The following is a 22,247-nucleotide window of genomic DNA, read 5'->3' on the forward strand; positions in this document are numbered from 1 at the left end:
ACTACGGATTCTCTACACGATAGCTTCAGCGAAAGCGTCCGCGAACTCGTTGCCGTCGTCATAGATACGGCTCTCTGTCTCTTCGAGGTAGAGCTCAGCGTTGTTGTCGTCAGGCTCGATGCCGTGGTCGTCGCACCACTGGAGATAGGCTTTGCCGTGGTCACTGCGCAGTGCGAGCTCGCACCATCCTATCTTGCCGTCCTGTTTGAGCTGAATGAGTTCTTCGATTGTATTGTTCTGCATAGTTGTGATGTGTTAATGGTTGATGATTGGAGTAGTTGTTTGCTAAGATGTAAGCGTTGATGTGTGTCAGACAACTCATAACGCTATCGCTTAAACGCCTGTTTCGCACTGACCTTCTCGCTCATCTCCTTGATTTCAGTGTTGAGATAGCGTGCGGCCAGCTGCTCCTTCGTTGCCGTCTTTGACGTGAAAAGCGCCTGCTTGTCGTGCCATGAGAGTACCGCCTTGCTTGTCATTCTGTCGTCTGCAAGCTTTGCCGACACCGTCCAGTCGCCCTGTTGACTCTTGGCGATGCGTACCTCCTTGACACTCTCCTCCAGCTTGAACTGGTTGTAGAACGAAGCAAGGTGCAGCTGTTCCCCGAAGTTCTTCTCCACGAGCTTAGAAGGCGTTGTCACGCGGTCGAAGTAAGCGTTCAGGTCCTCCTTTGACATCGTGCGAGACATCTTCAGCTCGCCCACCTGCGTGTAGAGCTTGTACTTGCCCACGTCCTGACGGTGCTCGTCGTGTTCCTTATAGACCACCATCTTGTCGATGACGCGTCCGTCGGAAAGCTTGTTGTCAGCCTTGTACTCCTCTGGCGTGACCTTCTTGGCCAACTTCGAGGGATAGTAAGTCTGCATCAATGACTCTACTGTGGTTGAACGCTCCTGGTACGCCTTGACATCCTCCGGCTTCATGAGCTGCGGGCGGAGTTGCTGTCCGTCGAGACGTGCGGTAAAGTACCACTTGTTAGGATCCTGGTTGCTTTGGAAGGCGTGTCCGTGGGAAACTTTCTCACCGTTGACCGTCACCATCTGCGGCTCTCGCGGCTTGTGAACCTTTTGGTCAGCGGACTGTTCCACGGACTTTTCGTTCTTTTTGGTCTCAGCCTTGTCAACCTTGGCAGTCTCAGTTTTTTTTGCCTCGTTCTCAGTCTTCTCAACCTTGGCTTCTTTAGCCTTGGTTTTCTTTTTCTCTGTTTTCTTTTCCATAGCATCTGTTTGGTTTTGGTTCTTGTCTTGTTTCTGGTTTATTGCAGGCATATCGGCTATGGCGACCCGATAGCCCGCGCGAATGAGTTTTGGCAGGTAGACGTCGAGAGCGTGATGCGGAAACTCCGCTATCAGCTCCCCGTCCTTCTTGAACTTCGGCTTCTGTGCTGGGATGCGCAGCGTGTCCGACAATTTCTGTGCATCTTCATTCAGTGATCGGTAGAAATCACCGTTGCGCATAAGGATTAGCGCGTCGGGATGCTTGCTCTTAAGCCGCTGGTACACCACTAACGGTGTGTCCGTCTTGTTCTTTACCTGCTTCTTCGTAGAGTCAGCAGATTGCTTCTTGTCAGAAGACCGTTCTTGCATCTTCTTTTCCATGTTAGTAGGAATTTGGTTAAACTGAAAGTTCTTGTTTGTCAGATGTTTTTTTGTATGTCCGAGGACAGCGAGCATCGTGTTCGGATGTCCTACAGCCTTGATGGCGGCCCCTGCAGTATAGCCGGTGTCCAGCACATTGTCTATGACGATTGGCGTGAACTGCTCCGGCACTTGTCTGTACAGATTGAGTTTCAGGTATATGCCCTCCGGCTTAAGGTCATTCTTCTTTGCGTAGTGCAGTGGCATGTGCGGGCGGCAGGAAAGGATGTCCCAAGTCGGGATGCCCGTCCTTCGGGAAATCTCATTGGCGAGCGTCTTTGTATATACCGCCCTCCCGTGGTGGTTCGGGATAGGCACCAGCACACAGTTGCGTCCTGCCGCCATCCCCCTTATCCCGTCCGCCATCATATCCGCAGCCCTGCAGATACTCGCGTAGTCACCGTTCTTGAGTCCGTGCGCCAGTTGACGCACCTTTGGGTATGGAGCTACGGAGGTGAACGCGCATTCTTGTTTGTTTGACATAGTGAATTAAGTCTCATAAGGTATTAGTAGAATAGATTCCCAGGACAACGGGTTCAGAGTGAAAGACCTCTCTTCTTGTCCTCTTTCCTGTCTGTCTTTTCCCTCTCGGTCAGCCGGACGCTCTCCTCGTGGCGAAGTCTGTCAACAACCTGCTTATACTCCCAGCGGTTCTCATCGGTCTGCACATAGCCCATGTAGCCCTCGTTGGCATCATCATATCGGATAGCCTGCTGACGCTTCCATTCCTCCATGTCTCCATTCATAACCTTGAAGCCCACGGGCTCACGGAGGTCAACGCCCACGACGACCTTCTGGTCACCCACCTCAAGCTCCACAGGCTTGCCCGAGGCGAGAGCTTCCTTTTGGCCAATTCCGAGTCCGATGTCCTTGATTTTGTCAACTTCCCGAAGTTTTTCCTCAAATTTAACAGTTGCCACATCACGGTACATCAGGGAATTGGTCTCCTTGTCCAACTGTACGTAACGCATCTTGCGCTTGCCGTCCTCCTGAAACTCCTTCTGTATGACACTGCCCTTGCGTACGCGTTCCAGTTCGGTGTCGTTCAGCTTTAGGTTGTTGTCAAGATCACGATGTATCTGATACGTAAGCAGTTGCAGCTTTCCGTGCTTGTCATAAGCAAGCTGAATTTTCATTGGAATGGACACCGCAGAGTTATCGCCTACGGGTACGTTGACACGCATGAGCGGCGAGAGCTCACCGCTCAAGATAGAGTCACGCAAGTCTTTTGGCATGCGCATAAGATCCTTAGGATAGATGCCGATTTTGGCAAATTTGTCGAATGGTACTGGTTCTGTTTTCATAGTTGATGGTTTGGTTATTCTACTGGTTTATACTAACTTTGTGGTGAAAATCCATGTCAAACTAAACATACTACTACCATGAAACACACTTTGAAGTGCGCTGTGGTCCTTATGTTCTCGATGAATGTATTGGAATCACCGGCACAGTTTTACACTGCTGAGAAAGTCGGTCCGGCTGCCGACACGTTATCCATTTCCACGGACCCTTACGTCCGTGACGTACTCCACGAAACAAAGTCAAAGTCCAAGGTTGAGACTAAGAAAGAGTCCGTCTTCCCTCTGCCTTTGCCTTCGTTTCTGACCGCAAAGTTAGGAAACAAACCGCCAACTTCCAACACCGGCCAAGGAAAAGTGCAAGAAAAAGGTGAAAAAAGTTTGGAGAAATCTTCCAAGAAGGTTGCAAAACAGCCCGTTTTACCCTTTCTCAGTGCCTCTGACAGCATGCTTTTAAGCATCCTTGAAAAACGGCTAAATATCTGTATGCCACTTGATTACTTAACCGTTACCTCGCCTTACGGCTACCGCCTTGACCCCTTCACCAAGTGCCGGAAGTTCCATGACGGCATAGATGTCATTGGTGTAAACGGATTTACCTATAGCATGCTCCCGGGCAGGGTGACCACTGTCCGCCACGGCAACACCGGCTACGGCAACTATGTCATCATCGATTATGGCAATCTCCGCTGTCTCTATGGCCACCTCAGCGAGATCTACGCAAAGGAGGGAACGATGTTACAAGCGGGCACGGTTATTGGAATCGTGGGCTCCACCGGACGTTCCACCGGCCCGCACCTACATTTGCAGCTGCAACGATTGTCAACCAACAATGTGTGGACGAGCGTTGACCCACTGCCATTCGTCCATGCGCTGAACCAGCAAGTGGAGTCCTTCAATGAGCGTCTTGCGGAAATTACCGGTAAGGACTCTCCTATATATAATAATGTGGAACCGAACAGCAAGGAACTGACCATTGAGAACCTTTACGCCGCCTTAAAGAGACACGGCATCAAATATCCTAAGATTGTCCTTGCCCAGGCCATCCTTGAAACAGGACGCTTCCGTTCCCGTGTCTGCAACGAGCATAACAATCTCTTCGGACTCAGGCACTCAAAGGGCTACTATAGCTTCAGTAACTGGGAGGAAAGTGTTATAGCCTATAGGGACAAAGTGCAGTACAAACATCGTGACGGAGAAGGCTACTACTCTTTCCTTAAACGTATTGGTTATGCCAGTGCCCCTGACTATATAAATAAGGTAAGGGAGATTGCCAGCCAGTTATAGAATGACATGATAGTAAAATCTAATCCCGGCAAAGGAACCTATCTTTTCTTCTTCCTGTATTTCTCTTTGACTATCGAGTAAGAATTTGAGATAAGTTCCTTTGCTGTATCATCCGGTACACCACTTAAACGCATTCCAAGCCAATACTTGTTGTTCATGTGTGAAGCTTTGCCGGCCCATTCACAATGCTCCCGTAAATCAACTATTCGCTCCGGCTGGCACTTTATGTTAACAATGTCGCTGTCATCCAAGTCGACCATAGCAAACATATGATTGCAGACATAAAACACCAGCACACTCTCGCCTCCTTTAATCTTGGCGAAAGGAAACTTTTCCTCGACGGTCTCCAACGACAGACAATAAGTTCGTAATTCTTCTATATTCATTTGAAATCAGTTTAAAGGGAAAATGAAAACATCGGTTTGCTTTTACAAAAGTACTGAAATTGCGAATAATATCAGTATGTTTCAGCCCATTTAACCATAATGTATAATGCCATACGTGTTTTATCCATGCAATAGCAAGAACTCCGAATGCAAAATGTCCATTTAGTCCGTCCTATTGTCTTTGGGACATTGTTAAAGGTAACATCGTTTGTACGAAAATGCCTTTTATTGAAGAAAATCGACTTTTTTCATCAAATTTGGCGGTAAATCAGCAGTTTACATATGGCTACTGTTGCGGTAATGCAGAATAGTTCTTATCTTTGCAGCAGAAAATCATACCGCAAGCACCTGAAAGCTTGCAGGGCCAAGCTCCCTTGGAATACAGGCCTACCAAAAAGGAGCGCGTCTTTTACCGTCACACGGAAATATCTTATGCCGCCATGAGGCGGACATAACAGAGGTGACCAATACTCCATGACACGAGTTACCAACAACCAACCTTATGAACATACCATTCTTTAACATCGGAAAGTCTCCGGAGAAGAGACGCAACAAGATTTTCGTCGTCGCCAATCAGAAGGGCGGCTGCGGCAAGACTACCCTCGGCGTGCTTCTTGCCAACCAACTCGTTCTTAAACATCACTGCCGTCTCGTCGTACTCGATGCTGACCCGCAGCGCAGCATCGTCAAGAAGCACGAGCAGGACAGAGAGCGCTGGCCGCAGCTTCAGCCCCTTTATCAGGTTGTACCCTGTACCCAGCTTGGCAGTGAGAAGGATACCCTCAACCTTATCCGAGCCATGCGCAACGAGGACTTCGACTTCATCATCGACACTCCGGGTAGTCTCACCCTTCAAGGTTTGCTCCCATTGGTGTTCGAGGCCGATGCCATCATCACCCCCATCCAGTTGGAGAAGACCAGCATCAACGGCACGACAGGCTTCATTGATATGACCGCTATGGTTGCCAAGGAGAACGGCCTTGACAAGTTGCCTCCGTTCTTCTTCCTGCCCAACCAGTTCAACAAGAACTGGGGCCGCAAGGACGAGCTTGTCGAGCAGCAGAAGTTCCTCGACTACTTCGCTAAGCTGGGCACCGTCCTGCCGAAGATACCCAACAGCGCCGAGATCCAGCGTTACAGCACGCTCTACCTCACCGATAAGCAACATGAGATTGTTGACAAGTGCTATGACACGCTCTATGACTGCATCTATAACGAAAAATCCAAATCCGCATGACTGACGGCACTTCTCGACCAATGGTTTTCGGGGATATTCACGAACTTCTCCGTAAAGTCAACGGTGAGAGCGAGCCAGCATATATGTGGCAGAGTGACAAGCCCAAGGAAGAGATAACGGGGGACGAGGCACAGAGAGTCGATGAAGAGCAGCCCCGCGAGGCACGCGTAAAGCCTGCAAAGGAGCCTTCTCCCAAGGAGTCTTCTCTCAGTTCCACAGAGGAAACCGCTGATAACAAGCCATCCGAGAGCACTGGGCAAAAACTTTCACAAAAGGTACAGCGCAAGCCACGTCCGTCCATGCCTGTCAGGAAGAAAGAATCCAAGGAGGCTGAACGAAACGGTAAAAAAGAGTCTTTGTCCAATGGAAGCCGTACACCATTCTCAAAAGACGATATCCTCTCGCAGATAGAAGACTTCTCCTGTGATTCCGACACCGGACGACGGCACTGGGTGTTCCTGCCCGACGATATAGTGGCCACCCTTGAGGCAGTCTATGGCAGCCATCGCATCTCCGCCATCATCACAGCCCTTGCCAGGTCTTTCATAGATGCCAACAAGGATGATCTTCGACGGCTCGTCACCCACCGCAGCGGCCTGTTTTGAGCAGGGCAGGCAAAAGAGATAATAAAACCGATTAAGAACCAAAAGAATGAACTGAACACTATGAATACAACCTTCCAACCTAAGACAAAACGAATATTCTGGACACCGGAGCATGACGACATACTTAAGGAACGCTTTCAAACAGACTATCTCCACAATATAGCCACCCATCTTGGCTTCTCGCTTAGTTCTGTTGCCAAGCATGCCCGCGAACTCGGTCTCCGCAAGGATAATCCGACTGGCCGCAATCGTGATGCACGTGCCTTTGTGGAGATGGAATACACCAATTTGTCCTATCAGGAAATGGCGGAGCGCACAGGACTGCATAGGTTCACGATAGTGAAGATAGCCCGTGAGCTCGGACTGTCACGAACCCCGGAGCAGCTCCGCACTATCCGGAGCCGCCGACGCAAGGAACTCATCCAGAAGGAGCGCCGCCGGATCATCTTCGGTCTCGACCAGCGTACAAATATAAAGGTAGTGAGTAACAACCAGAAGATCCGTCTTCGCGGTTCACTCAAGCGCATCGGTTACATTCTTGGAACCGACGGGCATACCTTCTTCTACTATCCCGGCCTTACTCGCCACCTCGTCAAGGAGGCCAACGGCAAGGAACTCGGATTTACCTTTTTGCCATTGCCGACAGCGTGCACGGAGGAAACGGAGGATTATTCAGCATCTCCGGCCGCGTCGGCAAATGGACAGACCATCAACTAAACCATCCATATAACCAAACTATCGACTATGAAAACCACAGGAACTATCAAGAAAGTCCTGCCTGTAAGGACAGGCACGTCAAAGAAGGGCAGCACATGGGCCGCCCAGCAGTTTGTCCTCGATACCGACGGCGACGGAGAACTCCTCCTTGAAGTCTTCGGGCAGAAAGAAATCGACCAGTATGCCATCACCGAGGGTGAGAAGCTGACTGTGACCTATGTCCCCAAAGTCCACGAGACAGGAGACAAGGTGTTCGGCAAGAACAGTGTCACCGGCATCGAGCGTGACGAGTCACAACCCTTTGCAGAATAGCTTATGGCATTCACGAGTATAGTAATTGTTATTGTTGTTCTTTATGTCCTTGGTTACGCGGGCATGATAGTCTTCGACCTCTTTATCAAGAAGGACCCGGTGGAGTTCATGCCCAAGCCCAAGGACGTAGACATCGACATCTCCGACGAGGCCGGGCAGTTCAAGCCCATAGCAGTGGGAAAGACAGAGCCACAGCAGTCTGCCGCTCAGAACTCCGCCGCCCATAAATCGGATGACGAGGTGGCCACAGCGCACCCCATCCATGATGAGGAGTCGGGAGAAACAAGTGAGGAAGAGAAGAAAGCCATTGCATCCGCTGAGCAGTCAGCAGCACAGGTCCCTCCTCCACTCTCAGCTACATCATTCGATGTGGATAGTGATAAGCCCAAAGTAAATCCCTCCGATGACATAGGCCCAAGACCAACTGATGAGGAAACTCAGAAACGTATTAATGAGCTTGTTAAGCTCAGACGTGGAGAGATACTTTCCGAGGAAATGTCAGCCATGTCAAAGGAGAGGGAAAATATGGAATCGAATGAAGAGAACGCAGAGGACTCCATTTCAAAAGAGGAAGACAAAGACGCATCGGAGGTGAAGGATACCTCCACAGAAGACGTAGAGTCATTCGCCCCGGAAGTCCGCATCGTCGGTCCTGAGCATACTGTTTCCCCTAAGGTGTCAGATGCTGTAAGTGAGGAAGCCTTCAAGGAAAAGATTCCGTCAGAGTCAAATTCCGAAGAAGGAACTTCTCCAAAACCGACTCATGCAAAAAAGCCCAGACCTCCGAAGCCCCCAAAGCAACCGGAGTTCCATAGTGATGCTTACTTCGACTTCTTGAAGGTTCAAATAGACGAATCCAAGCAGCACACGAAACTGCAAGGAACCCAGACTGCCGAGCAAGTCAGTAAGGAGGCCAAGCAAGTCTCTCTTGATGAAGCTCAAATGACACTCAGACAAATCGACAATTTATGGGAAAAGAAAGAATCAGAGCGCGTTCCCGACGAGGACGAACTTCAAGCGATAGAAAAATCTGAACGGTCGAACCGTGAGTCTCCGCCAGAATTCAACATATAGAGATTTTGCTCTTTGTATATACGGTTTTTAGTTTTAGTTATTATTGTTCATGTTTTTAACATTAGGTTGATAAGACAGCTTCCGGAAGAGGGCTGCGCCGTGAGGCAAGGGGATCAGACGGCCACGTGAGTGGCACTCACCCATCTTCCATTTTCATGTGGTCATTAAATTGTAACGTATTGAAAATCAAAAATCACTTATGTTACAATCCATTTCAACCAAAACCATCATGAACTCCTGCGTTAGCGTATGCAAGAGTATCCCTGTGAAGCGTGTAGCCGCCTTCCTCGGAATGTTCCTTTTCTGTGCCGTCATGACCTTTGCCCAGAGCAAGGGAGCCGGCGGATTCCAGAAAGCCATCACCGAGGTGTCGAGCTACCAGACCCCTGTGAGCAACCTGATGAAGGCCATTGCTGCCGTCATCGCACTGGTCGGCGCGTTCTCCATTTATTTCAAGATGCAGAACGGAGATCAGGACGTGAAGAAGGCCATCATGCTCACGATTGGCGGTTGTGTAGCATTTCTTGCAATGAGCGAGGCTTTGCCTCTGTTCTTCAAGTAGTTGCACACCGCTGATTACAAGGTGTCCGACCGATGAAAAGTGTCGGCCCGGACACCTTCTAACTCTGAAAATTCACCTTAAGAAACATATATAACATAAAGATAATTCTAAACAAAACATCAGCCAAATGGACATCAATTTCAACGGCATACCGGTTTTCAAGGGACTCCAGAAACCATTGGAGTTCATGGGCATTCGGGGCAGGTTCCTGACCTACGCCGCCGGAGCCATCGGCCTGAGCTTCCTCGGCTTCCTGCTGTCCTCCATCCTCTTCGGCAAGCTTGTTGGCTTCATCGTCATGGTCTGCCTCGCCGCCGTGGGAATCATCTCCATCTACGTCAAGCAGCGCAGTGGACTGCACAGCAAGAAACGGCACCACGACATCTACTTCTTTTACAAAATGTACGAGCGGTAGCCGCGAACAAAATAGAAAACAAAAGGAAGAATACAGTTACTACAAACATAACCTACCATGTCAAACAAGAAAAAGCCGCTTGACGGCCTCTTCGCCCAGCTCCAGGATATCAAGGATGGCTCCGGCAAGCTGATGAACACGGTCCTCTTCTCGAAGAACGGCAATCCGTCCGTCATTATCGAGATCGAGAACCCCGTGCAGCAGTATGCCACGGATGCCGTTCAGTATGTCGCCTTCACCGACGTGCTGAACAACATCGTCCAGACGCTCGGCGAGGGCTATGCCCTGCAGAAGCAGGATGTGCTATGCCGCCAGAGCTACCACCACGACATCACCGACGAAATGGAGTTCCTCACCAGGAGCTACTTCCGTTACTTCAACGGCCGGCCCTATACTGAGATACGCACCTACCTCATTATCACGCAGGAAGCGGTAAAATCCGCCTTCGTGAAGTACGACCCCAAGACATGGCTCGACTTTCATACCAAGGTCAGCAAGGTCATGGACATCCTCAAGGAGCGTGGCATCTGGCACCGCAAGCTCACCAAGGACGAGGTCAACGAGTACCTCCACCGCTTCATGGCCTTCCACTTCAAGGATGGCCCCTTCTCGATGCAGAGCTTCAAGGCCGGTGACGACTGCCTGAAGATGGGCGACAAAGTAGTAAAATCCTTCGACATCGTCGACGTGGACGAAATCAACCTGCCATCGCTGATAAAACCCTACCAGCCCGTGGCCGTCAACGGCTACGTCATCGCCACCGACCTGCTGGCCTTCCTCAGTGAGATTCCTGATACCGACTGCGTCATCTACAACCAAGTCATCCAAATCCCGCAGCAAAGGAAACTGTTGAGAAAGCTCCAAAGTAAAGCCAAGCGCCACGGCTCCATGCCCGACCCCAGCAACAAGATTGCCAAGGCCGACATCGAGGCCGTCCTCGACGTACTCGCCCAGGACAGCAAGCTGCTCGTCTATACCAACTTCAATCTGCTGGTGAGCTGCAAGGCCGAGAAGCTGACACCCGTGACGAGTTTCATCGAGACCAAGCTCTACGAGTGCGGCATCTTCGCCAGCAAGAGTGCCTACAACCAGTTGGAGCTCTTCATGGACTCCTTTCCCGGCAACGCCTACTCGTTCAACCCCGACTACGACCTTTTCCTGACGCTCAACGACGCAGCCCTCTGCCTCTTCTTCAAGGAACATCTGAAGCACAGCGAGGACACGCCGCTGAAGACCTACTACACCGACCGCCAGGGCCTGCCCGTCTGCATCGACATCACCGGCAAGGAAGGGAGGGTGAAGATGACCGACAATGCCAACTTCTTCTGCATCGGCCCAAGCGGCAGCGGCAAGTCCTTCCACATGAACACGGTCGTCCGCCAGCTTTTGGAGCAGAATACTGATGTCGTCATGGTCGATACCGGCGACAGCTATGAGGGTATATGCCGTTATTTCAAAGGCACTTACATCAGCTATTCAAAGGAAAAGCCCATCTCGATGAACCCGTTTAAGATTACGGACACCGAGTATTCACAGAACTTCGGCGAGAAGAAGAACTTCCTCAAGTCGCTCATCTTCCTCATCTTCAAGGGCACCGAGGCACCTACGAAGATAGAGGACAAGATCATCAACCAGACCATCGTCGAGTACTACGAGTCGTACTTCACACCCTTCAAGGAGTTTACCGATGCCGAGCGCGACCAGCTCCGCAAGCGTCTGCTTTTGGAGGACAAGAAGAACGGCACCTACGAGAAGCACAGCAAGGAACTTGAAGAAAAATATAAACATTCTGAATATGAATATGGAACAGCCACCTCTACCGAAACATCCGAAGATCCATCTGCCTTTGGCGGACCGGATAGTGAATACGATTCTTTCAATCCTGCTGCTGACCGTGGTATGGCCGGTGATGGTAATCTACGTGCTGCTGAGGAGAAGGAAACTTACGCAAGAATAAAGCGGAAAGTGAACAAGCTCCACGACCTTATCAACGACAAGGCCGCCACCGACGGCGAGAAGGTCGCCGCCAACCGCCAGCTCATGCGCCTCATGCCACAGCTTATTGAGGGCAACTACCTCATCACCATCGAGCAGCGCATCGACCGTATGGAGAAACAAAGGAGAAAGATGCACGTCGACAACCTCAGCTTCAACAGCTACTACGAGTTTGCCATCGAGCGCATTCCGCAGATTATGAGGGAGAAGAGCATCAACTTCGACATTGACAACTTCGCCGCCATTCTGGAGCAGTTCTACAAGGGTGGCGAACTGGAGCACACGCTGAACAACGACGTGGATGCCAGCCTCTTTGATGAGAAGTTCATCGTCTTCGAGATTGATAAGATCAAGGACGACCCCGTGCTGTTCCCCATCGTGGTGCTCATCATCATGGACGTGTTCCTACAGAAGATGCGCATCAAGAAAGGCCGCAAGGCACTCATCATCGAGGAAGCGTGGAAGGCAATCAGCTCACCGACCATGGCGGAGTACATCAAATACCTCTATAAGACGGTCAGAAAGTTCCACGGCATCGCCGGAGTGGTAACACAGGAGCTCAATGATGTCATCGACAGCCCCATCGTGAAGGAAGCCATCATCAACAACAGTGATGTGAAAATCCTCCTCGACCAGAGCAAGTTCAAGGACCGATATGACGACATCAGTGCAATTCTCGGCCTTACGCAGGTACAGAAGCAGCAGATCTTCACCGTCAACGCCCTCAACAACCACGACGGGCGTAGCTACTTTAAGGAAGTGTGGATATGCCGTGGCCAGTACTCCGATGTCTATGGCGTGGAGGAACCGCCCGAGTGCTATTGGGCCTATACCACCGAGCGCGCCGAGAAAGAGGCTTTGAAAGTCTATGAGCGGCACTATGGCGACATCCAGACCGCCATCACGAAAATTGAGGAAGACCGCAAAAAACTCGGTATCAAGAAGTACCTTGACTTCGCGGTGAAAGTAAACCAAAAACAGAACATTATGCCACTATGGGACAAATCAGACTGAATACCAACAAGATAAGCAGCAGGCAGAATAAATGCTGTGTCCTGACCGCAGCCATGCTTCTCCTTGCCACCACGCATGCCTTTGCAGGATGGCACCTTGTCATAGACCCCAAGACCATCGGGCAGGTAACTGCCAACACCGCCGCCCAGAAGGCCATCGAGGACAAACACAACGAGCGGCTCGACACCATCTCCGCCAAGCAGAAGAAGATATTGCAGTACACCGCCGCCATGGAGGGCATTAAGGAACTCTACCATCTGACGATGACCAATGTCCGTGGCTTCGGGGAGGAAACAGGCTACTACAAGGAAATTTTTCTCCTTAGTGCCGACATCCTCACCTCCGTGCCTACGGTGACAAAGTACATATTATCGCACCCCGTGAAGAACTACGTCCTCTGCCTGAACGAACTCTCGGATGTCGTCATCGAGACCGAGGGGCTTATCCATGACTTCATCGACGTGGTGAACAACGGCAAAATACGTCTGCCCGACAATCCCATTATCCGCCAGAAGATACCCAACGGTGGCGGACGCTATAACATGGGTCAGGGCGACGGCTACAACTTCATGGACCGCTACACCCGTCTTACGATGGCCAACAGGATCTACTCCCGCCTCTATGAGATGAAGTGCAAGATGGACGTGATGGTGATGATGTGCCAGTTTGGCACCTGGGGCGAGGTGTTCTTTGCCATCGACCCGGAGAGCTGGGCTGCCGTCTATCAGGCCAGCGGCATGGTGGACGGAATAATCAGAGACTGGAACGGAATTGGCATCTAAGAGCCACCAGCCACTCTCCAAAATAGAGGTGAGTAATTACCATCAAGAACCAAAAAGAACACCGAATGAACTATGAAGTACCATACCATTATAATATGTCTTTTGGCAGTTGCCATCCTCTATCCTTCGAAAGCCCATGCCTTCGACTACCCGAATGACCAGCCGACTATCGAGGCACTGATCTCGCTGCACAAGCTCATCAAGAAGGAAGAGGAGAAGGCACTGGAGAAAGTATCGGTAAGCTATGGCGAGCAGAGTCTTGTCACCACGGGAGCAACGAAGTTCAACGACGTGCGCATGACGCTGAACTCCAAGCTCAACAACGCCTACAGCTACGTCATCCTCGGTGCGGCACTCGCCTCTACGGGCACAGACCTCTACCGTCTCATCGACCAGTACACCCAGTTCACGAAGAACACGGTCAAGTACACCTTCAAGAAACCGGCGGTGGCATGGTACTATACCGAGGCCAACTTTGCCTGCGCGAGGGAGATCAAGAACATCAAGACCATGTACGCCACCCTTACCGCCAGTGGTCTGAACCTCATGCGTGCCAGCATGGACGAGAAACTGGAGCTTGTCAACACCCTCCACAGCTACATCTCCAACATGCTCGGCATCATCGACTCGGCCAATCTATGGTGCAGTATCGTCGTCATGGGCGGCTTCCACTACGACTACATCTGGGACATCCTCAACAGCGAGGTCAAGGATGAGATAGCGAAGAAAGTCATTGACAAGTGGTACGGAGCATAAGCCAACCTGTAAATTGTCATGTGATATACAAACACCCAAGTCAAACGAACAAAAAACGAAAATACCATGAGACACACACTCACTTTTACTATGGTTTCTATAGCTCTCGCTTTTCCTATTGGGGAAGGCGGGAGCGCTTATGCCCAAAAGATAGTGCACGACAAGCAGAAGGAGAAGCAGTGGCGGAGCATGGAGACCGGCCCCTGGGACTTCGAGCCAGGCTGGTACTACTACTTTCTCCACAAGAAATACTCCGGTGCCGAGACCTATTGGAAGTGGTCCGGCTTCAAGTCAAGATACCGTGTCCGCTTCAAGGAGCATAAGTCAAATGTCAAGACCATCATGCCCCGTCGTATTGCCCAGGAAGAACTGCAAAAAGAGAAGATCAAAAAGGTCGAGGAAGAGCGTGCCAAGGTTAAGGAGATGCACGACGAGGAAGTCATCCGTGCCGCCGACCGCAACGTTGACCTCGTCTACTCCACCTTCAAGGATGACTTCAACCGTATGCAGGGAGCCATCACCGAGGGTCTTACCTTCTGCCTTACCAAGAGCAAGGGCAAGCTGGCTCCGCAGGTCAACGAGCTCCAGCGTCAGAACGACCTTATCTGCCAGTCCATCGCCTACACGCACAAACAAGGGCTTGGTAATGAACTGGAAAACTCCAAAAGGCAGGAAGCCTATGTAGAGTACAAGAAGCAGATGGAAGAAGTCGTCTCGCGTGTGGCTCATCTTGTGGGAATGGCACAGCAATACTATCAGTAGACAAAATCAATCATGAAAACAAAAGAAAATAAGATACTATGACAGACTTACTATTATCAAGTTCAATGTTCATCGACCAGCTGCTGACGATGGGACTCCCTGCCATAGACGAAAGTCTGATGCGACTGCTGACGGCAATGGAGACCTTTCCCAAGTCCGCCATCCTCGGCAATGCCATCAGCTTTGCCAAGATGCTCGGTCTCCTGCTCGCCCTCTGCATGGGTTCCTATGAGTGCTGGATGATGATGCTCGGCCGCCGTGGCATGGACGTAATGAAACTCGCCCGTATCATCGGCCTTTCCCTGTGTATCACCTACAGTAGCTATATCTGCGAGTCGCTCAAGATGCCCGGCAAGGGACTGGAGGAGGTGACCCGACAGATGGCACAGAGCAAGAACAAGGAAGTAGCGGCGTTGGAGCTGAAGGTTGCCCAAAAGCAGGACGACTACCTAAAACGTCTCAGACAAGTGCAGGACAGCATCGAAACCGCCAAGCAGGTGCAGGAGATTGGTGAGGACGCCCACTGGTGGGATAAATTGATTTACAACATGGAGAACCTCGGCTCCACCATCAACAACTACGCCCAGCGTGCCGCCGTGGCAGCCGAGACCAAGGTCAGCGAGTGGATCAACGACGTGATACGGTTCGTCGGCGAACTCATCTTCCAGATGTCCTACTACGGCATGCTCGTTGCCCAGCGTATCTTCATGACCATCCTCGCCACCTTTGCGCCCATCATGTTCGCCCTCAGCATCGTACCGCCCTGGAGCAATGCCTGGGCCCAGTGGATGGGCAAGTACCTGTCGCTTTCCCTATGGGGATTTGTCGTTTACTTCTGTTTATACTACATCGACTTCATCCTGATGTACAACCTCATGGAAGACATCAAGGCCTACGACACCCTATTGAGAGGAACTGTCAACTCTTGGCAGCAGATAGGCGCGTTGGGCTTGCAGGGCATCGGCTCGAACTGTATGTATGCCATGGGCATGCTCGTGGGTGCCTACGTTTTCCGCTTCGTGCCCGAAGTAGCCTCGTGGCTCATTCCCGGCGGTATCAGCTCCAGCGCAGGAACGGCTTCTGGCAGTATGGCACAGACCCTCGTCTTCGGCGGTGCAAGCTATGCGATGGGTGCGGCGACCACGACAGCAGCGGCAGGAGCGACAGTCGCCACCGGCACAGCCTCCATTATCGGTGCGGCACAGCAGTCGCACAGCGATGGCGGCAGCGGCTTCAGCCAGACCGCCCGCACCATCATGGCGCAGACCGGACTAGGAACATCCTACAGCCGTGGAGCAGACTCTGCCCGCAGTATAAATAATGTGGGCAAGTCCGACTCCAACTATAGACCGGGAGGAGCCGAAGGAAGTTAGGAGTGAAAAGTGAGTAGTTAGGAGTTGTCAAGCGTATGCAAGACAACTCCATCAACTCTTAGACTTAAACTTCAAACTCCATCAACTCCTATCTCCTAATTTCTAACTCCTAACTAAAAAGATTATGTTGATACAATCCTTAGAACAGAAAACCAAACTGGCCCTGACAACCGTCATCCTCACATTGGCGGCTTGCACGGCCATCTGCATCTTCACTATCTATCAGAGCTCAAAGCTTGTCAGTGAGGAGCGTAGCCAGATATACATCCTCGATGGAGACATTCCCTTCCTTGCCGAGCGCAGCCTGCAGGAAGCCAACTTCGTGATGGAGGCCAAGGCACACATCCAGCTCTTCCATCAATACTTCTTCAACCTGCCTCCCGATGACGACTACATCAAGTGGACACTCGGCAAGGCCCTCTATATGGCCGATGGTACGGCGATGAAGCAGAAACAGGCTATGGAAGAGAACGGCTTCTACTCCGATATTATATCGAGCAGTGCCGTCTGCACCATCAAGTGCGACTCCATACAGTTTAATGAACATGAGAAAAAGTTCAAGTACTTTGGCACGCAGCTCATCAAGCGTCGCAGTCGTGACCTCAAACGCTCCATCATCACCGTGGGCGAGATTGAGAACGTGCCAAGGACACAGAACAATCCCCACGGACTGCTCATAACGAACTGGAGAACACTCGAAAACAAAGATTTGGATTACTAATAAATTGAATACTATGAAGATATTTAAGCGAAGCAAAGAAAAGAAAGATGCTAAGATAGCGGAAGGCATCAAGTCACTGACTGACAAGCTTAAACTCAAGGACAAGATAGCCAAGGCCAACCAATGGGCAGACAAGCACAAGAAAAAAGTGTCCCTTATCACCATCGGCACGCTCATGCTCTCACTGATTATTGGCAGCTGGCTCACCCTTACCTCCACCTACAACGAAGCCGATATGATGTCCGGACTGTCCGACGTTAAGCCTGCCTTTGACGGCATCCGCCGCATCCAGCGACTGAAATCCATGCAGGTGGACCAGACCGTGGTGCTCACTAACAAGGGCCAGCAGCTCAAACACGAACTCGATTCCCTCGTCCGTCTGCCCGTCAAGAGCCATCAGGACTCCCTGGACATCATGGTGAAGTACCGCCAATTGGAACTCGTGGTAAAGTATCTCGACAACAAACAATAAACATAAAAATAGATGATATGGACTTACAGAAACTCAAGCGTCTGAACCTCAGACAACCCAAGTACATTTTCCCTTTGGTCATCTTCCTGCCCCTGTTGGGCTTGATCTACTTCGGCATGGAGACCTTCAAGGGTAACGGCAAGACCGCCAAGAACGTAGTTACCGACTCCATCAACATGAGCCTCCCCGATGCTCGCGGTGAGGGCATGGACAGCAAGATGACAGCGATGAACAAGCACTTCGCCGAGGGCAGAGCCTTCACCGCTGTTGACGGCATCGGCGACGAGTACGAGCAGAAAGACACCACCGGCAGCGGCTACAATGACCAGGAACGTCAACGAATCGAGGCCGTCAATGCCGAGCGTCTCCGTCAGATGAAAGCCGAGCAGGACCTCCGTGAGCGTCAGCAGGCCAACATGAACCGCATCAACGGCTATGGCAGTAGTGGCAGAAGCCAGCAGGAAGACCTCAACTCCTATGCCCGTGAGCTCGACCGCATCCAGAACCGCAGTATGGAACGCCAGCGTCAGTACCAGGCCGAGCAGGAGCGACGCGATAAAGAAGAGGAAGCCGAGGAAAGAAGGCAGCAACAGGAAATGATTGACGCCCTCACCGGCAACTCCCGAAAGAAATCAAACAAGAAGGAAGAGAAAACCGAGGTCGTCGAGAAGGTCAAGGAGGACAACAGCGAGAAGTTCAACACCGTGGCCAGTACCGAGAATGTCGATGAGCCCCTTATCAAGGCGATGATTGACAAAACCACCAAGGCACGTGAGGGCACCCGTCTGCGCTTCAAGCTCCTCGATGACGTAACCGTAAAGGGCATCCGCCTTAAGAAAGGGTCCTACCTCTACGGCATCGTTACCGGCTTTGGACAGCAGCGTGTCATGGCCAACATCACGAGCATCCTCGTCGGCAACAAGTTCATCAAGGTTAACCTCAGCGTCTTTGACAATGACGGCATGGAGGGCTTCTATGTCCCTGAGTCCACGTTCCGTGAGATGATGAAGGATGCAGGTTCCAATGTCGCCGCGCAGAACATCCAGTTCGACGTGAACGGCACCGGCGGCGTGTCCCCGGAGATCATCGCCTTGCAAGCCCTGCAGAACATGTACCAGTCTGCCAGTTCCGCCGTGTCGAAAAATATCCGAAAAAACAAGGCCAAAATCAAGTACAATACCATTGTCTATCTTATAAACACACAGAACGAATGAAAAAGATTATTATCATGGCACTGATGGCCATAGCCATCCTGCCAACCCAAGCAGAGAACACCGCAACAGGTGACAAAATCACCAAGAGTGAGAAGAATGATACCGTCCGCATCCGCTACATCCACCGTCTCACGGAGGATGATGCCCGTATCTTTGAGAGAAACTTGGAAAAGACCGTTATCTATGTCAACGACCAGGTGACCACCCATCTCATCATGCCGGAGAACATCAAACTCGTGGACATCTCCACAGACAAACTCGTGGGCAATCAGTGCGCCGACAACATCGTCCGTCTGAAACCAAAGTCCACGCTGATGGACAATGAGCTTGCGGGAACGGTGACGGTTATTGGTGAGCGTCATATTGCACAGTTTACCGTCTATTACACAAAAGCCCCGAAGCGTGCCCACTCCGTCTATACTGTCGGGCAGGAAGATATCCGAGACTATACTAATCCCGAGGTGAGTATGACCCAGGGCGACATGTCCCGTCTTTGCTGGTCTATCTTCACCAGCCGCAGGAAGTGCTTCCGTGTGCATAACAAGCAGTATGGCATCCGTGCGCAGGTGAACAACATCTATACCGTTGGCGATTACTTCTTCATCGACTTCTCCTTGCAGAACAAGAGCAACATCAAGTACGACATTGCCGAAATCCGCCTGAAGCTGATGGACAAGAAAGAACTGAAGGCCACGAACTCACAGACCATCGAGCTCACGCCCGTCTACATGGTCAACCATGCCGACCACTTCGTGAAGAACTACCGCAATGTCATCGTACTGAAGAAGCTCACGTTCCCGGAGGAGAAGAAGCTAAGATTGGAAATCACCGAGGACCAAATCAGCGGCCGTGTCAGCTATCTCGACATCAACTACCGTGACATCCTCAATGCCGACAGCTTTGCTCCGGAGTTGCTGATAAACCTGCACTAAAGGAAGCAGCCTCTCCAAGCCTCCCCGAGGGGGGGAGGATGTTTGAATACCTATATATAAAGGTGTAACAAGATAGTAAAGATAATTCAGACATTGGCATTAGGAGAAATAGTCTTGCAAGTAATTGTTAGTCAGCGAGTTTACAAAACTTACCAAACAGCGTTGCGAAACGGCCCCTTTCAGCCGACAAAAGAGGCCGTTTTACGAGCCAAATGGTACCGTTTTGCAAGCTCATTCGATACCTTTAATTTTTGTGTAAATATAATTCGCAGCGCATAGCTGAGTATAAACTATAATTCATTTCAACATCCCCTCCATTCGGAGGGGCTTGGGGAGGCTTATTTATGGAAGAAACCCGTGAACAACAGCAGATGTACAGTATGTTCCGCTCGTGCATCTATCTGATACTGATTATAGAGATTGTGATGAACTTGCCCATCACATCAGACAACCGCATGGTCGCCTTTGTCCTTGAGCTCTTCCACCGCTTCAAGGTCTTCGACTCCGTGGCTGCCTGCAAGGTGATGGAACTCATCTGTATCACCGTTACCTGCATCGGAACAAGAGCACGCAAGAGCCTGAAGTGGAACCTCAAGACCATGGTGCTCTATCCCGTCCTCGCCGGAGCGACCATGATGGTCCTGTGCTTCGTCTTTTACGGAATGCCGCTTAATGGCTCCTTTGCCGGTTATCCCCTTAACCGCTGCCTCTATGTCCTCTGCTCCGTTGTCGGCACGATGCTCATCCATCAGGGCTTCGATGCCATCGCGCAGTATTTGGGTATGAAAATAGGTGACGATAAATGGAATTTCGACAACGAGAGCTTCGAGCAGAGCCGTAACAAGGAAGAGAACGAGTACAGCGTCAACATCCCCATGGTCTATTACTACAAGAAGAAACTGAACCACGGCTGGATCAACATCATCAATCCCTTCCGCGCCACCATTGTCTTAGGTACGCCAGGCTCTGGTAAGTCCTTCGGTATCATCGACCCGTTCATCCGCCAGCATAGTGCCAAGGGCTTTGCCATGATGGTCTATGACTATAAGTTCCCGGCACTGGCAAGGAATCTCTTCTATCAGTACTGCAAGAACCGGAAGCTGGGCACGCTGCCCCAGAACTGCGGCTTCCGCATCGTCAACTTCACCGACGTGGAGTACAGCAATCGTGTGAATCCTATCCAACGGAAGTATATTCCCGACCTTGCGGCAGCATCCGAGACAGCTGCCACCCTCCTGTCCTCCCTCAACAAAGGCGGCGGAGAGAAGAAAGGCGGCAGCGAGGCTTTCTTCCAGAACTCAGCTGAGAACTTTCTTGCCGCCATCATCTACTTCTTTGTCAACTTCCATCCGACAGGCTATAAGAACGGCAGGAAGCTCACCCGTTATGTCGAGTACGACGGCAGAAAACTGAAACTCGTCACAAGAAAATGGCGCGACTATAAGGCCCTGGACGAACGAGGCAACGTGGTCCTTGACTTCACCGACCGAGAGAGCAACAACGTCTCCACCGATGCCGACGGCATGTTTGTCGACCTCAACGGCTTTAGCTACCTTGACCGTAACCAAAAGGAAATCGTCATCACCCGCAGTTGGTATGAGGACGAGAGCGGCAACGAGGTGGAGCCCGACACCATCACGGGAGAATATAGCGACATGCCACATGTGCTGAGCTTCTTAGGCCGAAGCTACAGCGAAGTCTTTGACATACTCATGCAAGACCCCAAAATCATGTCACTGATGGCACCGTTCCAAAGTGCCTACAAGAACAAGGCCAACGACCAGCTTGAGGGTATGGTGGGAACGCTCCGTGTCAATGCCGCCCGTCTTGTTTCCCCAGAGGCTTACTGGGTGTTCACCGGCGACGACTTCGACTTGAAGATTTCCGACAGAAACAGTCCCAGCTACCTTGTCATCGCCAACGACCCGGAAAAGGAACAGGTCATCGGCTCGCTCAATGCCCTCATCCTCAACCGACTTGTCACACGTATCAACAGCAAGGGCAACCTGCCCGTGAGCATCATCGTCGATGAGCTGCCCACACTCTACTTCCACAAGATAGACCGCCTTATCGGTACTGCGCGAAGCAACAAGGTGGCTGTCACCCTCGGCTTCCAGGAACTTCCCCAGTTGGAGGCCGACTACGGCAAGAACGGCATGCAGAAGATCATCACCACTTGCGGCAACATCTTCATGGGTGCTGCCCGCAACAAAGAAACTTTGGAATGGGCTCAGAATGATGTCTTCGGCAAGGCCAAACAGACAAGCAAGTCCATCACCATCAACGACTCAAAGGTCAGCACGTCCATCAGTGAGAAGATGGACAACCTTGTCCCAGCCGCCAAAATCGCCGATATGGCCACAGGTTGGCTCGCCGGACAGGCTGCCCGTGACTTCACACCAACAGAGCGCAGCTCCTTCAGCAGCATCAACCTTGAGGAAAGCCCTGAATTCAAGACGACCAAGTACTTTTGTAAAACCAACTTCAATATGGCAGAGATCAAGAAGGAAGAAGCCCAATACGTTGACCTCCCCAAAATCTACGCCTTCAGCGATGCCCGTCAGAAGGAAGTCATGCTCAACCGCAACTTTGCCAGAGTGAACCGTGAGATTGACGAGATGATAAAGAGTCTGCTCAACTCTCAGTAAGTTATCACAAGTAATTAGACATCAATAGGGATATTCTCTCAACGTTTA

General features: G+C 51.1%; 22 protein-coding genes. 18 read left to right on the forward strand and 4 right to left on the reverse strand.

Going from position 1 to position 22,247, the window contains the following annotated elements; genetic code table 11:
* Positions 1-12 precede the first annotated feature (12 nt).
* The 3 genes from G604_RS0108235 to G604_RS0108245 form a co-directional block, all read right to left on the reverse strand.
* A complete protein-coding gene (locus G604_RS0108235) occupies positions 13-243 on the reverse strand; it encodes a hypothetical protein (RefSeq protein WP_028910147.1) in 231 nt (76 codons plus the stop codon).
* Between the two features lie 83 nt (positions 244-326).
* On the reverse strand, positions 327-2,120 hold the full coding sequence (locus tag G604_RS0108240) for a hypothetical protein (RefSeq protein ID WP_028910148.1): 1,794 nt from the start codon (positions 2,118-2,120) through the stop codon (positions 327-329).
* Between the two features lie 53 nt (positions 2,121-2,173).
* Positions 2,174-2,941, reverse strand: coding sequence for a DUF4099 domain-containing protein (locus G604_RS0108245; RefSeq protein ID WP_028910149.1), 768 nt, complete (start codon positions 2,939-2,941; stop codon positions 2,174-2,176).
* 480 nt (positions 2,942-3,421) lie between these two features.
* On the opposite strand from G604_RS0108245, the gene G604_RS13960 reads away from it, so the two are divergent.
* Positions 3,422-4,222 (forward strand): peptidoglycan DD-metalloendopeptidase family protein, encoded by an 801-nt coding sequence (locus G604_RS13960; RefSeq protein ID WP_231376098.1) that lies wholly within the window; start codon positions 3,422-3,424, stop codon positions 4,220-4,222.
* Between the two features lie 38 nt (positions 4,223-4,260).
* On the opposite strand, the gene G604_RS0108255 is transcribed toward G604_RS13960, so the two are convergent.
* Positions 4,261-4,608, reverse strand: a complete 348-nt coding sequence (locus G604_RS0108255) for an MmcQ/YjbR family DNA-binding protein (RefSeq protein WP_028910150.1) — start codon at positions 4,606-4,608, stop codon at positions 4,261-4,263.
* Positions 4,609-5,110: 502 nt separating this feature from the next.
* On the opposite strand from G604_RS0108255, the gene G604_RS0108260 reads away from it, so the two are divergent.
* The 17 genes from G604_RS0108260 (at position 5,111) to G604_RS0108340 (ending at position 22,199) form a co-directional block, all read left to right on the forward strand.
* A complete protein-coding gene (locus G604_RS0108260; protein ID WP_028910151.1) occupies positions 5,111-5,845 on the forward strand; it encodes a ParA family protein in 735 nt (244 codons plus the stop codon).
* The gene (locus G604_RS15555; protein ID WP_028910152.1) at positions 5,842-6,450 is read left to right on the forward strand and encodes a hypothetical protein; all 609 of its coding nucleotides are present in this window, start codon (positions 5,842-5,844) and stop codon (positions 6,448-6,450) included. The genes G604_RS0108260 and G604_RS15555 overlap by 4 nt, the downstream gene beginning before the upstream one ends.
* 60 nt (positions 6,451-6,510) lie before the next feature.
* The gene (locus G604_RS13965) at positions 6,511-7,167 is read left to right on the forward strand and encodes a hypothetical protein (protein WP_051220311.1); all 657 of its coding nucleotides are present in this window, start codon (positions 6,511-6,513) and stop codon (positions 7,165-7,167) included.
* 27 nt (positions 7,168-7,194) lie between these two features.
* On the forward strand, positions 7,195-7,479 hold the full coding sequence (locus G604_RS13970; RefSeq protein ID WP_051220312.1) for a DUF3127 domain-containing protein: 285 nt from the start codon (positions 7,195-7,197) through the stop codon (positions 7,477-7,479).
* 3 nt (positions 7,480-7,482) lie between these two features.
* Positions 7,483-8,553: a hypothetical protein gene (locus G604_RS0108280; RefSeq protein ID WP_028910153.1), complete on the forward strand. Its 1,071-nt coding sequence runs from the start codon at positions 7,483-7,485 to the stop codon at positions 8,551-8,553.
* Positions 8,554-8,782: 229 nt separating this feature from the next.
* Positions 8,783-9,115, forward strand: coding sequence for a DUF4134 domain-containing protein (locus tag G604_RS0108285; protein WP_028910154.1), 333 nt, complete (start codon positions 8,783-8,785; stop codon positions 9,113-9,115).
* Positions 9,116-9,242: 127 nt separating this feature from the next.
* Positions 9,243-9,530: a DUF4133 domain-containing protein gene (locus G604_RS0108290; RefSeq protein WP_028910155.1), complete on the forward strand. Its 288-nt coding sequence runs from the start codon at positions 9,243-9,245 to the stop codon at positions 9,528-9,530.
* A 57-nt stretch (positions 9,531-9,587) separates the two neighbouring features.
* Entirely contained in the window at positions 9,588-12,539 is a 2,952-nt protein-coding gene (locus G604_RS0108295) for a TraG family conjugative transposon ATPase (RefSeq protein WP_028910156.1), read from the forward strand.
* Positions 12,521-13,321, forward strand: a complete 801-nt coding sequence (locus G604_RS0108300) for a hypothetical protein (protein ID WP_231376100.1) — start codon at positions 12,521-12,523, stop codon at positions 13,319-13,321. Before G604_RS0108295 ends, G604_RS0108300 begins: the two co-directional genes overlap by 19 nt.
* A 72-nt stretch (positions 13,322-13,393) precedes the next feature.
* Positions 13,394-14,077, forward strand: coding sequence for a hypothetical protein (locus G604_RS0108305; RefSeq protein WP_028910158.1), 684 nt, complete (start codon positions 13,394-13,396; stop codon positions 14,075-14,077).
* 90 nt (positions 14,078-14,167) lie between these two features.
* Positions 14,168-14,839, forward strand: a complete 672-nt coding sequence (locus tag G604_RS0108310) for a DUF5045 domain-containing protein (protein WP_155941895.1) — start codon at positions 14,168-14,170, stop codon at positions 14,837-14,839.
* Between the two features lie 38 nt (positions 14,840-14,877).
* On the forward strand, positions 14,878-16,212 hold the full coding sequence (locus tag G604_RS0108315) for a membrane protein (RefSeq protein ID WP_028910160.1): 1,335 nt from the start codon (positions 14,878-14,880) through the stop codon (positions 16,210-16,212).
* A 124-nt stretch (positions 16,213-16,336) separates the two neighbouring features.
* Positions 16,337-16,933, forward strand: coding sequence for a conjugative transposon protein TraK (gene traK / locus G604_RS0108320; RefSeq protein WP_028910161.1), 597 nt, complete (start codon positions 16,337-16,339; stop codon positions 16,931-16,933).
* 13 nt (positions 16,934-16,946) lie between these two features.
* A complete protein-coding gene (locus tag G604_RS0108325; RefSeq protein ID WP_051220313.1) occupies positions 16,947-17,405 on the forward strand; it encodes a hypothetical protein in 459 nt (152 codons plus the stop codon).
* 17 nt (positions 17,406-17,422) lie between these two features.
* A complete protein-coding gene (gene traM / locus G604_RS0108330) occupies positions 17,423-18,619 on the forward strand; it encodes a conjugative transposon protein TraM (protein WP_028910163.1) in 1,197 nt (398 codons plus the stop codon).
* The gene (gene traN, locus G604_RS0108335) at positions 18,616-19,551 is read left to right on the forward strand and encodes a conjugative transposon protein TraN (protein WP_028910164.1); all 936 of its coding nucleotides are present in this window, start codon (positions 18,616-18,618) and stop codon (positions 19,549-19,551) included. Before traM ends, traN begins: the two co-directional genes overlap by 4 nt.
* Before the next feature lie 344 nt (positions 19,552-19,895).
* Complete coding sequence (locus G604_RS0108340) at positions 19,896-22,199, forward strand: type IV secretory system conjugative DNA transfer family protein (protein WP_028910165.1); 2,304 nt, start codon at positions 19,896-19,898, stop codon at positions 22,197-22,199.
* Positions 22,200-22,247 lie beyond the last annotated feature (48 nt).

Source organism: Prevotella sp. AGR2160, assembly GCF_000424185.1.
Classification (GTDB): Bacteria; Bacteroidota; Bacteroidia; order Bacteroidales; family Bacteroidaceae; genus Prevotella.

Excerpts from the sequence above, each read along its gene's own strand:
- G604_RS0108235 (WP_028910147.1), bottom strand. The coding sequence starts at position 243 with ATGCAGAACAATACAATCGAAGAACTCATTCAGCTCAAACAGGACGGC.
- G604_RS0108240 (WP_028910148.1), bottom strand. The coding sequence starts at position 2,120 with ATGTCAAACAAACAAGAATGCGCGTTCACCTCCGTAGCTCCATACCCA.
- G604_RS0108245 (WP_028910149.1), bottom strand. The coding sequence starts at position 2,941 with ATGAAAACAGAACCAGTACCATTCGACAAATTTGCCAAAATCGGCATC.
- G604_RS13960 (WP_231376098.1), top strand. The coding sequence starts at position 3,422 with ATGCCACTTGATTACTTAACCGTTACCTCGCCTTACGGCTACCGCCTT.
- G604_RS0108255 (WP_028910150.1), bottom strand. The coding sequence starts at position 4,608 with ATGAATATAGAAGAATTACGAACTTATTGTCTGTCGTTGGAGACCGTC.
- G604_RS0108260 (WP_028910151.1), top strand. The coding sequence starts at position 5,111 with ATGAACATACCATTCTTTAACATCGGAAAGTCTCCGGAGAAGAGACGC.
- G604_RS15555 (WP_028910152.1), top strand. The coding sequence starts at position 5,842 with ATGACTGACGGCACTTCTCGACCAATGGTTTTCGGGGATATTCACGAA.
- G604_RS13965 (WP_051220311.1), top strand. The coding sequence starts at position 6,511 with ATGAATACAACCTTCCAACCTAAGACAAAACGAATATTCTGGACACCG.
- G604_RS13970 (WP_051220312.1), top strand. The coding sequence starts at position 7,195 with ATGAAAACCACAGGAACTATCAAGAAAGTCCTGCCTGTAAGGACAGGC.
- G604_RS0108280 (WP_028910153.1), top strand. The coding sequence starts at position 7,483 with ATGGCATTCACGAGTATAGTAATTGTTATTGTTGTTCTTTATGTCCTT.
- G604_RS0108285 (WP_028910154.1), top strand. The coding sequence starts at position 8,783 with ATGAACTCCTGCGTTAGCGTATGCAAGAGTATCCCTGTGAAGCGTGTA.
- G604_RS0108290 (WP_028910155.1), top strand. The coding sequence starts at position 9,243 with ATGGACATCAATTTCAACGGCATACCGGTTTTCAAGGGACTCCAGAAA.
- G604_RS0108295 (WP_028910156.1), top strand. The coding sequence starts at position 9,588 with ATGTCAAACAAGAAAAAGCCGCTTGACGGCCTCTTCGCCCAGCTCCAG.
- G604_RS0108300 (WP_231376100.1), top strand. The coding sequence starts at position 12,521 with ATGGGACAAATCAGACTGAATACCAACAAGATAAGCAGCAGGCAGAAT.
- G604_RS0108305 (WP_028910158.1), top strand. The coding sequence starts at position 13,394 with ATGAAGTACCATACCATTATAATATGTCTTTTGGCAGTTGCCATCCTC.
- G604_RS0108310 (WP_155941895.1), top strand. The coding sequence starts at position 14,168 with ATGGTTTCTATAGCTCTCGCTTTTCCTATTGGGGAAGGCGGGAGCGCT.
- G604_RS0108315 (WP_028910160.1), top strand. The coding sequence starts at position 14,878 with ATGACAGACTTACTATTATCAAGTTCAATGTTCATCGACCAGCTGCTG.
- traK (WP_028910161.1), top strand. The coding sequence starts at position 16,337 with ATGTTGATACAATCCTTAGAACAGAAAACCAAACTGGCCCTGACAACC.
- G604_RS0108325 (WP_051220313.1), top strand. The coding sequence starts at position 16,947 with ATGAAGATATTTAAGCGAAGCAAAGAAAAGAAAGATGCTAAGATAGCG.
- traM (WP_028910163.1), top strand. The coding sequence starts at position 17,423 with ATGGACTTACAGAAACTCAAGCGTCTGAACCTCAGACAACCCAAGTAC.
- traN (WP_028910164.1), top strand. The coding sequence starts at position 18,616 with ATGAAAAAGATTATTATCATGGCACTGATGGCCATAGCCATCCTGCCA.
- G604_RS0108340 (WP_028910165.1), top strand. The coding sequence starts at position 19,896 with ATGGAAGAAACCCGTGAACAACAGCAGATGTACAGTATGTTCCGCTCG.